Origin of the sequence: Prevotella sp. OH937_COT-195, assembly GCF_003932845.1 — a bacterium.
Lineage (GTDB): Bacteria > Bacteroidota > Bacteroidia > Bacteroidales > Bacteroidaceae > Prevotella.
Genome location: NZ_RQZH01000002.1, coordinates 1 through 12,421, shown reverse-complemented (window position 1 = coordinate 12,421; position 12,421 = coordinate 1). Strand labels below are relative to the sequence as shown.

Genomic DNA, 12,421 nt, shown 5'->3' with positions numbered 1-12,421 from the left:
CTGTTCACAGAACTATTCCCAATTACCTTTATTGTCATTAGGTTGTGTCAGGTCGCCTATTTTCAGCCCCGGGTATCGTGCCTCTGCATCGGCGCGTTCCACCTGTGCCGCAATCTCGTGGACATCGAGTCCTGCGAGATATTCGTCATAACGTGCCCCGCACTCCATTATGGGCACAATTCGTCCCGACTGCATTTTCACCATGCCCACTACCGTTTGGAAACGCCTTCCGTTGCCGCCGGGTATCATCTGTCGCCCTTCTTTCAGCAGTTTCAGAGTCACCAACGTGTCAAGATTGGCAGTATAACACCCCGCCGCCCTGCGGTAGTTCTCCTCGGCGGCACGTATCTCCGCCAGTCGTTGCTTCACTTCACGTTCCCGTTCCTCCATCTTTTTGGCAAAAGACAAGGGACGGCTCACGCTCCACACCACTGCCACGCCGAGCATGATAGCCACTGCGGCAAGCGCGAAATTATTATTTATGAGGGCATGCCTTTTTCCCATTTATTTATTACTTTTGCAGTCGTGTGATGCAAAATTACGCAAATAATTTGATTTGGCAACGTTTTATATCTAAAAACTGATGATAAAGGATATTTTCACAGACGAGACATGCCGTGCTTTCGGCTTCACCCCGACGGCGGAACAGGCTGCCGCAATCGATGTGTTCGGCAACTTCGCCACATGTCGCGACAGCCATAGCGCGATGATACTGCGCGGTTCGGCGGGCACGGGCAAGACCACTCTCGCCGGTGCCGTGGTGAGAGCATTGATAAGTTTGCGGCAGAAAGTTGTGCTCATGGCACCAACCGGACGTGCCGCCAAAGTATTCTCGCTCAACGCCGGCTGTGAGGCATATACCATTCATCGCCGCATATACCGCCAAAAAACATATACGGGCGAGGATACCGGTTTCTCGCTCAATTTCAACAAACATCGCAACGCACTTTTCATTGTCGATGAGGCTTCGATGATTCCCTCTGGAAACGGTTCTTCGGGCATATTCGGAAGCGGACGATTGCTCGACGATCTCATGCAGCATGTATATGGAGGAGAGCAATGCCGGTTGATGCTAATCGGCGACAAAGCGCAGTTGCCGCCCGTTGGCGAGACCGAATCACCGGCACTATCGCCGCAGGTAATCGAAGAATACGGCATGAGAGTGTTCCTTGCCGACTTGAACGAGGTGGTACGACAGAGTGCCGAGTCCGGAATATTGTGGAATGCAACGGCGATACGCAATATGATAACACACGACGAGATGACACAACTGCCGCGCATAACATTGGGGATTTTCCCCGACATTCACCGCGTTCCGGGCAACGAACTAATAGAGCAACTCGGAACTTCGTATTCCACGGTGGGAATCGATGAAACGATGGTGGTGGTGAGGAGCAACAAAAAGGCGAACATATATAACAACGGCATCCGCACCATGATACTCGGACGGGAGGAGCCGCTAACATCGGGAGACTTGCTGATGGTTGTAAAGAACAACTATCATTGGACGGAATCAAAGGAGACCGAAAACGACGACGGGCATAACATGACTTTCCTTGCCAACGGAGACCGCATGATGGTAAACAGGGTTCGCAACATACGGGAACTTTATGGATTTACCTTTGCCGACGCACAGATGGTTTTCCCCGATTACGACGACTACGAGATAGAAGCCACCGTACTGCTCGACACGTTGCAGGCAGAAGCACCGGCACTGACACGCGAGCAGAGCGAATCTCTATTTAATGCCGTTATGGACGACTATGCCGATGTTCCGCTGAAGAGCGAGCGACTGAAACGTGTGCGCGAAGACCGTTTTTTCAATGCCTTACAAATAAAATATGCATATTCCGTGACATGCCACAAAGCGCAGGGCGGACAATGGGGGCATGTATATATCGACCAAGGATACATGACCGATGACATGCTGTCGCCGGAATATATACACTGGTTATATACCGCTTTCACACGAGCCACCGAACAACTTTTCCTCGTCAACTGGCCCAAGGAACAGGAAACGACATCTCTTGATTGAATTAAAATAAAACGTATTTGACTTGTCTTACAGGCTTATTTTAAGTAATGTAAATGATTATCCGCAATCGTACCACAAAAAAATGGTTTGCCCTGACGGGTGGGTCAATTTTTATATCATCTTACAAAATATTTGAAAAATTATTTGACGGTTATAATCAAAATGATTACCTTTACAGAGCGTTTATAAAATAGTAGTAATATGAAGTTATTTGAGTTCAATAAGTATTTTCCCGACGAAGCGGCCTGCAGGCGGGCTTTCAGGGAAATGAGAGACAAGGAGGGCGTAGTGTACCAGCCTGCGCCTCAAAAGAAGTTGTCTGGTTAGAGAGTAAGCAGCAGTACCAGTGCAAGCATTGCCGCCACTGCACGATGCTCCGCAGCGGCACGGTAATGCACGGGAGCAAGTTGCCATTCATGTATTGGTTTATTGCCATGCACTTGCTGACTGCCACAAAGAAAACCATATCGGCGGCTGAGTTACAGCGTCAGTTAGTCCACAAACGCTATCAGCCCATTTGGGAGTTGATGCACAAGTTGCGCTCCGTGATGGGCAAACGCGATGACAAGTACACGCTGAAAGGAATGATTGAACTGGACGAGGGGTTCTGCTCCACCGAGGTGTCTCTTGAAAAGAAAAGCGAGAAGCTGAAAGCCGGTGCCGGCAGTCAGCTAAAGTCAAAGGTGTTGGTGATAGCCGAGAATAAGGATGAGGAACAGCCCAAGAAAGGACAGAAGCCCAAGAGCGTCAAGCATATCAAAATGATTGTGGTGCCTGATGCAAAAGCCAAGACGATTGACGAACTGGCGGCAAAGCATATAGAAAAGGAGAGTGTGATTACGACTGATAACAGCAAGTCGCACATACACTTCAAGGATATGTTCACCGAGCACAAGTCACATGTGATTGACCCGAAGGACATTGGCAAGGTGCTGCCGTGGGTGCATATCGCCATCGCCAACTCAAAGACGCAGCTGACCGACATGTACCACGGTGTGAAGCCGGAGTTCCTACAGGAGTATCTGAACGAGTTCTGCTACAAGTTCAACCGCCGATACTTCGGCGAGGACTTGTTTGGTCGTCCAGTGATGATTGTAGCCTCGTACCGCACGGACTTTGAACACCGGATTTACAATAAGAATGCTACATAAATTCATGTGTGTAATGTTTGTTGCTTATTAAAAAAAACGAGATATTTTTTAAATAACGAAATTAATTATTTAAATTTTGAGCAGATATTTTTAATAACGAATATATGAATAGTTTTCATGCGGGCGACTATGTGAGTCAAGGATGGTACAATAGTTATATGCCCAACACCATCAATCGAGATTGGGTCATCAACGACATGGAAATCGTCAATTTGCTTAGTAAGGCGGACAGAGTTGTTGGCAGGCTTGACATGTTCTCTGAGTATGTGCCAAACATTGATTTGTTCATAAGCATGCACGTTTACAAAGAAGCGACCAAATCTTCAAACATCGAAGGAACGCAAACTAAAATAGAAGAAGCCCTGCTGGATGAAGAGGAAGTCCCCTTGGACAAGCGTGATGAATGGGCTGAAGTGCAAAATTACACCCAAGCGATGAATCAGGCAATACAGAGGTTGAACACACTTCCGTTGTCATCACGTCTTATTAGGGAAACTCACAAAATCTTGATGAGTGGTGTAAGGGGTGAGAATAAATTTCCGGGTGAATTTAGAACATCCCAGAATTGGATAGGAGGAGCAAGCCCTGCCGATGCGGTATTTGTACCCCCTGTATTTGAAGAGGTGCCGAATCTTATTTCTGATATAGAAGAATTTATACACAATCCAGTTTGTGACCTTCCGGACCTTATAAAAATTGCCTTAATACATTATCAGTTTGAGACAATACATCCTTTCAGTGATGGAAATGGACGTGTCGGCAGACTGCTAATTACACTCTATTTGGTAAGCAAAGGCATTCTGAAGCGTCCAATACTCTATCTTTCAGATTTCCTTGAGAGCCATAGGCGTAGTTACTACGACAAAATTATGGGGGTAAGGTTTGGGGATGACGTTGCAAGTTGGACTAAATTCTTTCTTGAAGGTGTCATTGAAACCGCAGCAAAAGGTACAGATGCTCTTAATGACATTATGAATCTTCAAAGGGAATATGAGGAAGAAATCAAAGGAATGGGTAGCCGTTCTGCTAACGCTCTGAAAATAATAGATACGATGTATAAAAATCCATTTATCGACATAACCAAAGCATCCCTCGTGATAGGGCAGTCGTTCCCGACCGCGAGAACGCTTATAGAAGAAATGGCAAGTAGAAACATCCTGCAAGAGATAACAGGCAGTAAGCGTGGAAAAAAATATGTACTCTCAAAATACATAAACATTTTTATGAAATAATGCAATGACTTCTAAAAGACAATTCAACACCATCGGGGAACTGCTGGAAGCACTCTCTCCTTACATATCGGCCCGCGCCTTGGCACGCATCGTAGGCATGAACGAGAGCCAAATGCTGCAATACAAAGCGGGCATCAAGAAAATTAGTCCGGCAAACATTGCATGCATCAATGAAAAATTGCGTACCTTTGCGGTCAAACTTCAAGAGTTTATTCAGAAGGACGCGTGAGCGTCATACTATTTTATAAATGCAACGACAGCCAGCGTGGTTCTCCCAGGCTGGCTTTTTATATTGCCCTTTATTATAGAAAGAAATTTCATATCTTTGCACTATTAAACACATAAAGCAAACAAAGGTATGGCAAAGAAGAAAAACATAGTCAATCTGGAAGCAGGAAGGTACAAAACATCTATGATAGAGTTTCTCGGACACGACACGGTGAAGATGGCTTACGATGCTTCTATTATGGCCATAGAAGATGCACAGCATTTTTCAAATGAGGTGCGCACAAAAGCTTTACAGACTGCAGGGTTGTTGATGAGTCTCTGCATGGGAGTTCTTGCGGCATACTGCGTCATGCCCACAGCAATTGTAAGGGTAGTTTTTGCCGTGATTGACATTGTGCTCGCCCTATCGCTTTACCGCTTACTCCATTTTATAATTTTCAGAAAAGAAAATGCCATGCGAGGTAACGTACAATCAAACATGTTTGGCGAGAAAATGATAGAGAGGATGAAACATATCGACACAAAATACCGCCCCACTTTTCTCCTGGCCTCACAGTTGAAAGGCAAAGAGAAGGCGGCAGTAAATCTAAACGTACAAACAGAACAATGCAGCGACGCTATGAGCAAATTATATGGGCTACACTTATCTTACTATCTGTCATATTCGGCATTGCCATTGCTTTCGTTTTTACTTCCCCTGTTGGCTGGTGTGCTTAATTGGATCTATGCGCGTCGTGTCTGTAGCTGGCATTTCAGGAACATCATAATCCACATCATAATCCCCGTTGGAAAAACTGATTATTCTACTCATTCCATACTATTTTAATGTAACGATACTGCAAAGGTACTGATTTAAAATCAGGCTGCCATGTATGGTATCCCATTTTTTGGTGGCACAATTGCGGATAATCATATAATGTAACATGATGACAGTCCATGTGACCGTTAATTGTTGGATTAGCCATTCTGAGGCAGGAACCATACGTATGGCAATTTGGAGTTTGAACTCCGTGACAAACAGGCAGATTTTCCGCTTCTACGCACGCCTGTAACAATCCGGACATGGTTGCTTGCTTTTTCGAAAGAAAAATTTTCGTTCCGCCCCAATCCCCGACACTCAAACATTTACCTGCAAATGCCTCATCTCGTGACCTCCCCACATCGTTTCGTCAACACACCTGAAACCAAGCGAGTTATACAGCCGCTCCGCCGAGGGATTGCCTTTGTCTACGAGGAGTCCTACGGCGGGAAGCCGTATCTCGCGCGCACGTTCCATCGACGAGCGAAGCAATGCCGTGGCAATGCCGCGATTACGGTATTCACCAAGCACGCAAAGACTGTCAATATATAGTTCGCCCACCTGCGTCTCGTCGTCCATCCGCGAGAAATCGCGCCCCAAATGTTCGCGAGCTGCGGCAATGAACGCCTCGCGAAGAGGGCGCAGCAAAGCACCGTCGTAGCACACAAGGATGCCTGCCACTTTACCGCCAACGTCTGCCACCATGGTGTTACGATAACTGTATTGCGACCGTTCCATCTCAACCAACTCGCTCATCATACGGTGAAAATCGGCAAGCGTGTGCCCCTCACCGGCAAAATTCTGACAGCACTCGTGGTTCATCGCCTCCATTATCATCGTAGCAACGAGCCGTGCCTCATCCTTGCGGGCAACTCTTATCACAGTTTCTTCTATCACAAATAAAATATTAAGTCAACGATTAACACTGTTTGTTACTTGTTCCGAGAAATAAATATCCGATGTGCAAAAATAAGATAAAAAGACAGAAGACGCAAACTTAAACTTAATTTTATTTTCCGCTAAATACGTTTCAATACGGAACACCAGACAAAATCGCCGAAATTGCAGACCAAAATCGCCTGAATTGTAATACAAAACCGCCGAAATTGTGCTGCAAGACCGTCGGAACAAGAAGGCGTATATATACCCGAGCCACATTATACGAGATGTAAAACCGGCAACAAAACGTTTGTCCTACCTCGTCGCCAAACTTCCACCGGCTTGCAGTCCGCAAAGAGAGACTTACAACCGAGAAGTCGTTTATCGATGTATTTGTTTGCAGTTTCTGATGCAAACGACATTATCACAATATCAAAAACGGAGAATTTGTGGACGAAATCGCGGCGAGTGAATATTCGGAATCGTAGAATTACGGGCACGAATTATTGGTGGAATATTTTGTGTTGTGTCCATTTTACAGTATCTTTGCAGTCACTATGCGCATAGAAATACTTAAAGACGAAGAGGCTTCGATGCTGGAAAACCTGATTGTACAGTCGGAAAAAATAGTTGTATGCAGCCATCAGAATCCGGACGGAGATGCCATCGGCTCGTGTCTCGGGCTGACAGAATATTTGAACAGGCGAGGGAAAGAGCCGATGATTGCAGTTCCCGACGCTTTCCCCGATTTCCTGCACTGGCTGCCAAACTCACAAACGATAGTGAGATTCGACAAGCACAAGGATACCGTGGAAGCCGCATTGGCGGATGCCGGACTGGTGTTCTGTCTCGATTTCAACCGTGCCGACCGACTTGGTGCGGAAATGGGAAAGTTGCTCGATGCCTCGCCTGCAAAGAAAATAATGATAGACCACCATCCGGATCCCGACATGGACACGGCACTCTGCATATCGCATCCGGAGATGAGCAGCACCTGCGAACTGCTGTTCCGCGTGGAATGGCAACTCGGGGGATTCGAAGATATGACTAAAAAGGGAGCCGTACCGATATATTGCGGCATGATGACAGACACGGGAGGATTTACGTTCAACTCGTCGAAGCCGGAAATATTCTTCATCGTAAGTCAACTATTGACAAAAGGGTTCGACAAGGACAAGATATACCGCAACGTGTTCCACAATTACAGCGATTGGCGAATGCGCCTCATGGGATATGTTCTATACCAAAAGATGCGCGTGTCGCACGAAAGTGGGGCTGCCTATTTCACATTGTCGAAACAAGACATGAAGCGGTTTCACTTCATAAAAGGCGACGCAGAAGGTTTCGTAAATCTGCCGTTGCAGATAAGAGGCATAACCCTCTCAATATCGCTGCGCGAAGACACCGAACACGAGAATCTCTTTTGGGTAAGTCTGCGCTCGGTGGGAGACGTGGCATGCAACAAGATTGCCGAACGGTATTTCAACGGCGGAGGACACCCTAACGCATCGGGCGGACGACTGTATTGCACACTTGAAGAGGCGGAAAAGGTTGTGCTTGAGGCAATAGGAAGTTTGGGGAACAAACAAGAACCCGAAAAAAAGATTGCCCAGACAAGAGATAAAGCGAGATTTATTGAAAAGAAATGATAGACAGGCCTACGATAGATAGAATAATTGAGACGGCAGACATCGTGGAAGTGGTGTCCGAATTCGTGTCGTTGAGGAAATCGGGAGCAAACTATAAAGGTCTCTGCCCGTTCCACAACGAGCGTACTCCGTCGTTCTATGTATCGCCGGCGCGCGGCATCTGCAAATGTTTCTCGTGCGGCAAAGGAGGCAACCCCGTCGGATTTGTCATGGAACACGAGCAGATGACATATCCCGAAGCACTGCGATGGCTCGCCAAGAAATACGGCATAGAGATAAAAGAACGCGAACTCTCTGACGAGGAAAAGAAGCAGGAGAGCGACCGGGAGTCGATGTTCATCGTTAACGAATGGGCTGCCGGATACTTCGAAGATTTGCTGCACAACAGCGAAGACGGTATGGCAATAGGCATGCAGTATTTCCGCAGTCGCGGATTCAGAGACGACACGATAAGCCGATTCCGACTCGGATACTCTGCGGCAGACCGCGAGGCACTGCCACAAACCGCAATACAGAAGGGGTACAAAGAAGAGTTTCTGCTAAAAACAGGAGTCTGCTACAAGCGGGAGAACGACGGAGGACTGACAGACCGCTTTGCAGGACGGGTGATATTCCCATGGATAGGCATCAGCGGAAAGGTAGTGGCATTCGGCGGAAGAAAACTTGATCAGGCAACGAAAGGGATACAACAGAAATATGTGAACTCGCCCGACAGCGAGATTTACCACAAAGAACAGCAACTGTACGGCATATTCCAAGCCAAGAAAGCAATAGCGAAAGAGAACTGCGTGTATATGGTAGAGGGGTACACCGACGTAATATCGATGCACCAAAGCGGCATAGAGAACGTGGTGGCAAACTCGGGTACGGCACTGTCGGTGCATCAGATACGCATATTGCGGCGGTTCACACCGAACGTGGTTTTGCTATACGACGGCGACGAGGCAGGCATCCATGCCGCCATTCGCGGAACAGACATGATGCTTGCAGAGGGAATGAACATAAAGGTTCTGCTGCTGCCGGACGGCGACGACCCTGACAGTTTCGCAAGAAAACACACTGCAAAGGATTTCAGAGAATATGTCGTACAAAACCAAAAGGATTTCATAGAGTTCAAGACAGACCTCTTGATACGCGGAGTGAGCGACCCGATAAAACGTGCCGAGGCGGTTAACTCCATCATACAGAGCATAAGCATGATAAAGGATCAGATTGTGCGCGCGACGTACATCAACCTTTGCGTACACCGGCTCGGCATAAACGAACCCACCATTATATCTACGCTCAACAAGTTTATACGAAGCAACATGGAGGGCGAGAGGAAGAGGACGCAGACCGTAAATGCCGATAATGCCGCACTATCGATGACGCAGTCGCTCGTACCGGCATCTCCGCAAGCGCAGTCGGACATCGTGGAGAAAATGATTGCACAACTGATTGTAAATCACGGAGGGGACATCTTGTACCGGAACGTGCAAACGGAAGACGGAGAAACGATAGACATGCGCGTGGCACAATACATCGGTTACGACCTCGGGCAGGACGACATACGACTTAAAAACCCGGTATATGCACGCATTCTCGACGAGGCTGCGGAGCATTGCAACGAACCGGATTTCAATTCGGAGCAGTATTTTACACAACATACCGATGTGGAACTGAGCAATGCGGCAACGCAAATGCTAATGGACGTGCCACTCGCAAAGAGTCTGCAAATAACAAAGGACGAGGAAACGCTGATTAACGACACGAACCATCTGCTGCTCGACCTGCGGAAGGTGTATATAGAGGAACGGCTGGGACAACTGAAAGCGGAAATATCAAAGGCCGCAGGAGACAACGACACACTGCGCACGCTTATGGCAGAATATGCCGAAGCACAGATTATACGAAACAAAATAGCAAAGGAACTGGGTAACGAAATAGTGACATGACACGGGTTTCCCAAATATAAACATTTAAATTTAAACATAGGATGTACTACATAAAAAAGACACTTGAAATATCGGCGGCACACCGCCTCACGCTCGACTACGAGAGCAAATGTACGGCGATGCACGGTCATAACTGGATTATAACGGTGTATTGCCGTGCCGAGGAACTCGACCATAACGGCATGGTGACAGATTTCTCGATAATAAAGACAAAAGTGAAGAGCGTACTCGACCATAAGGTAATAAACGATGTGCTGCCATGCAACCCCACTGCCGAGAACATTGCACGATGGATATGCGACCAAGTACCGCACTGTTATCGTGTTGATGTGCAGGAAAGCAGAGGCAATGTGGCATCATACGAAAGATAGTTGCGATGTATAGAATAAACGACATTTTCTCCTCACTGCAAGGCGAGGGACACAACACGGGGCGCGCGGCAACATTCGTGAGATTTGCCGGATGCAACCTCAGATGTTCGTTCTGCGACACCGACTTCTCGGAATACAGCGAGATGACGGCAGGAGAGATTGTCGATGCCGTCGCGAAACATCCCGCCCGTTTCGTGGTTCTCACAGGCGGAGAACCGTCATTGCAGACAGACGACACACTCGTAAACGCACTGCACGAGGCAGGGTTCACCATAGCCATGGAGACGAACGGAACGAGGAGATGCCCCGAAGGGATAGACTGGGTTACCGTATCGCCGAAAAAAATGCTGCATGAAACAGGCAATCTTGATGACATGGAAAAATACGAGGACGCGCTGAGACGTGCCAACGAGATAAAGATAGTGTTCGACGGAGAGCATGATCCGGAAGATTTCCTGCCTTCATCGTTCAACACTCCCACTCCTCTGCTATACCTGCAACCATGCGACACCGGCGACACGAATCGCAACAAAGAGATATTGAGCAAATGCATAGCATACATTATGTCGCACCCAAAGTGGCGACTGTCGCTGCAAACGCATAAATTGGCAAACTTCAAATGACAAACTTAGGCATCATTTTCCTGATATACAATGTCGTATTTGTAATACCGGCAATATTCGCAGTGCTGCTCGACAACAGGCAGCCGGCAAAGGCCGTGTCATGGATTTTGGTGCTTGTGTTTCTGCCGGTGATAGGTTTTCTGTTGTATTTCTTCTTCGGACAGAATATAAGGAAAGAGCATCTCATAAACCAAAAGAGCCTCGACCAACTTACCAAACGGACGATGGTGGAGTTTGTTACACAGCGAGACCTGCGCCTGCCGGAGAAACACTCTCCGCTGATAAACCAATTCATAGAAAGCAACTGGTCGCTGCCTTTCAAGAACAACGATGTAGAGATATTCACACAAGGCAGCCAATTTTTCCTGTCGTTATTATACAATATAGGGCAGGCACGGCATCATGTACACATAGAGACGTATATAATAGAAGACGATGAGATGGGGAACCTCATTGCCGACGCACTCATCGACTGTGCGGCTCGCGGCATCGAGGTGCGCCTGATATACGACTATGTGGGCAGTTGGCACGTTCCCAAAAGATTCTTCCGCCGAATGACAGACGCCGGAGTGAAAGTGTACCCGTTTCTGCCGGTTTATTTCCCGGTGCTCACGAGCAAGGTGAACTACCGCAACCACCGCAAGATAATAGTAATAGACGGCGAGACGGCATACATCGGGGGCATGAACATTGCAACACGATATACGAAAAACTGGCGCGACACACACTTGTTGGTGCGCGGCGGAGTGGTGAACGCCATACAACGGGCATTCCTGATAGATTGGTATTTCGTGTCGCAAATGTTGATAACAGGTCTGCGTTACTATCCCGAACCAAAAGTGAAAGTCAGCAACAACTGCATTGCACAACTCGTAACGGGAAGTCCCGTATCGCCCGACCCCACCATAATGCAGGGCTATGTGCGCATAATAGTGGAGGCAAGGAATTATATATATATGGAGACACCGTATTTCCTTCCCACCGAAACGATAATGTTCGCGCTGCACACTGCCACCAATGCAGGAGTGGATGTGAGACTTATGGTGCCTATGAAGAGTGATGCAAAGGTGGTGGAATGGGCAAGTCGCTCATACGTTCTGCAAGCCATAGATGCCGGCGTAAAAGTGTTTGCATACACGAAAATGTTCAACCACAGCAAGATACTCGTAGTTGACGACACACTTTGCACATGCGGTTCTACCAACATCGACTTTCGCTCGTTCGAGAACAACTTCGAGTCTAACATCTTTTTCTATGACGAAGACACGGCGAAACGAATGAAGCAAGTGTTCCTCGACGACTTGAAACACTGCATATCCACGTCGGAACTGAAATATACACACCGTCCTTCATACATACAAAGACTGTGGGAGTCGCTCGTAAGACTGCTCTCTCCGCTGCTGTGAAACATGCACATGGCAATGTTTAACCCAAATCTGTCATTAGACCGCATTTGCTTAGATTTGCCATTGCCGTTACGCTTCCCGACTGCTTTAGCCCGCTTGCTGACATCTGCGCAG

At 47.4% G+C, this 12,421-nt stretch carries 11 protein-coding genes and 1 pseudogene; 10 read left to right on the top strand and 2 right to left on the bottom strand.

What is annotated here, in order from left to right:
- Nucleotides 1–12: 12 nt before the first annotated feature.
- Nucleotides 13–504 (bottom strand): hypothetical protein, encoded by a 492-nt coding sequence (locus EII32_RS01110; protein ID WP_125233624.1) that lies wholly within the window; start codon nucleotides 502–504, stop codon nucleotides 13–15.
- A 79-nt stretch (nucleotides 505–583) separates the two neighbouring features.
- On the opposite strand from EII32_RS01110, the gene EII32_RS01105 reads away from it, so the two are divergent.
- The 5 genes and pseudogenes from EII32_RS01105 (at nucleotide 584) to EII32_RS01085 (ending at nucleotide 5,472) form a co-directional block, all read left to right on the top strand.
- Nucleotides 584–2,035: an ATP-dependent RecD-like DNA helicase gene (locus EII32_RS01105; RefSeq protein WP_125233623.1), complete on the top strand. Its 1,452-nt coding sequence runs from the start codon at nucleotides 584–586 to the stop codon at nucleotides 2,033–2,035.
- Between the two features lie 201 nt (nucleotides 2,036–2,236).
- Nucleotides 2,237–3,186: pseudogene (locus tag EII32_RS01100) on the top strand (IS1595 family transposase).
- Between the two features lie 104 nt (nucleotides 3,187–3,290).
- Nucleotides 3,291–4,418, top strand: coding sequence for a Fic family protein (locus tag EII32_RS01095; RefSeq protein ID WP_125233622.1), 1,128 nt, complete (start codon nucleotides 3,291–3,293; stop codon nucleotides 4,416–4,418).
- Nucleotides 4,419–4,422: 4 nt separating this feature from the next.
- A complete protein-coding gene (locus EII32_RS01090; RefSeq protein ID WP_125233621.1) occupies nucleotides 4,423–4,647 on the top strand; it encodes a hypothetical protein in 225 nt (74 codons plus the stop codon).
- Between the two features lie 129 nt (nucleotides 4,648–4,776).
- Nucleotides 4,777–5,472, top strand: coding sequence for a hypothetical protein (locus tag EII32_RS01085; RefSeq protein ID WP_125233620.1), 696 nt, complete (start codon nucleotides 4,777–4,779; stop codon nucleotides 5,470–5,472).
- A 291-nt stretch (nucleotides 5,473–5,763) separates the two neighbouring features.
- On the opposite strand, the gene EII32_RS01080 is transcribed toward EII32_RS01085, so the two are convergent.
- Nucleotides 5,764–6,327 carry a GNAT family N-acetyltransferase gene (locus EII32_RS01080; RefSeq protein ID WP_233582274.1) on the bottom strand — a complete coding sequence of 188 codons (564 nt, stop codon included), beginning with the start codon at nucleotides 6,325–6,327 and terminating at the stop codon, nucleotides 5,764–5,766.
- Between the two features lie 554 nt (nucleotides 6,328–6,881).
- On the opposite strand from EII32_RS01080, the gene EII32_RS01075 reads away from it, so the two are divergent.
- The 5 genes from EII32_RS01075 to cls are packed head-to-tail and all read left to right on the top strand — an operon-like array spanning nucleotide 6,882 to nucleotide 12,307.
- Nucleotides 6,882–7,973, top strand: a complete 1,092-nt coding sequence (locus EII32_RS01075) for a DHH family phosphoesterase (protein ID WP_125233619.1) — start codon at nucleotides 6,882–6,884, stop codon at nucleotides 7,971–7,973.
- On the top strand, nucleotides 7,970–9,907 hold the full coding sequence (gene dnaG, locus EII32_RS01070) for a DNA primase (protein ID WP_125233618.1): 1,938 nt from the start codon (nucleotides 7,970–7,972) through the stop codon (nucleotides 9,905–9,907). Before EII32_RS01075 ends, dnaG begins: the two co-directional genes overlap by 4 nt.
- 41 nt (nucleotides 9,908–9,948) lie before the next feature.
- Entirely contained in the window at nucleotides 9,949–10,278 is a 330-nt protein-coding gene (locus tag EII32_RS01065; RefSeq protein ID WP_125233617.1) for a 6-pyruvoyl trahydropterin synthase family protein, read from the top strand.
- Nucleotides 10,279–10,283: 5 nt separating this feature from the next.
- On the top strand, nucleotides 10,284–10,901 hold the full coding sequence (locus EII32_RS01060; RefSeq protein ID WP_125233616.1) for a 7-carboxy-7-deazaguanine synthase QueE: 618 nt from the start codon (nucleotides 10,284–10,286) through the stop codon (nucleotides 10,899–10,901).
- Entirely contained in the window at nucleotides 10,898–12,307 is a 1,410-nt protein-coding gene (cls, locus tag EII32_RS01055; RefSeq protein ID WP_125233615.1) for a cardiolipin synthase, read from the top strand. Before EII32_RS01060 ends, cls begins: the two co-directional genes overlap by 4 nt.
- Nucleotides 12,308–12,421 lie beyond the last annotated feature (114 nt).

Excerpts from the sequence above, each read along its gene's own strand:
- EII32_RS01060 (WP_125233616.1), top strand. The coding sequence starts at position 10,284 with ATGTATAGAATAAACGACATTTTCTCCTCACTGCAAGGCGAGGGACAC.
- EII32_RS01065 (WP_125233617.1), top strand. The coding sequence starts at position 9,949 with ATGTACTACATAAAAAAGACACTTGAAATATCGGCGGCACACCGCCTC.
- EII32_RS01085 (WP_125233620.1), top strand. The coding sequence starts at position 4,777 with ATGGCAAAGAAGAAAAACATAGTCAATCTGGAAGCAGGAAGGTACAAA.
- dnaG (WP_125233618.1), top strand. The coding sequence starts at position 7,970 with ATGATAGACAGGCCTACGATAGATAGAATAATTGAGACGGCAGACATC.
- EII32_RS01095 (WP_125233622.1), top strand. The coding sequence starts at position 3,291 with ATGAATAGTTTTCATGCGGGCGACTATGTGAGTCAAGGATGGTACAAT.
- EII32_RS01090 (WP_125233621.1), top strand. The coding sequence starts at position 4,423 with ATGACTTCTAAAAGACAATTCAACACCATCGGGGAACTGCTGGAAGCA.
- EII32_RS01075 (WP_125233619.1), top strand. The coding sequence starts at position 6,882 with ATGCGCATAGAAATACTTAAAGACGAAGAGGCTTCGATGCTGGAAAAC.
- cls (WP_125233615.1), top strand. The coding sequence starts at position 10,898 with ATGACAAACTTAGGCATCATTTTCCTGATATACAATGTCGTATTTGTA.
- EII32_RS01110 (WP_125233624.1), bottom strand. The coding sequence starts at position 504 with ATGGGAAAAAGGCATGCCCTCATAAATAATAATTTCGCGCTTGCCGCA.
- EII32_RS01105 (WP_125233623.1), top strand. The coding sequence starts at position 584 with ATGATAAAGGATATTTTCACAGACGAGACATGCCGTGCTTTCGGCTTC.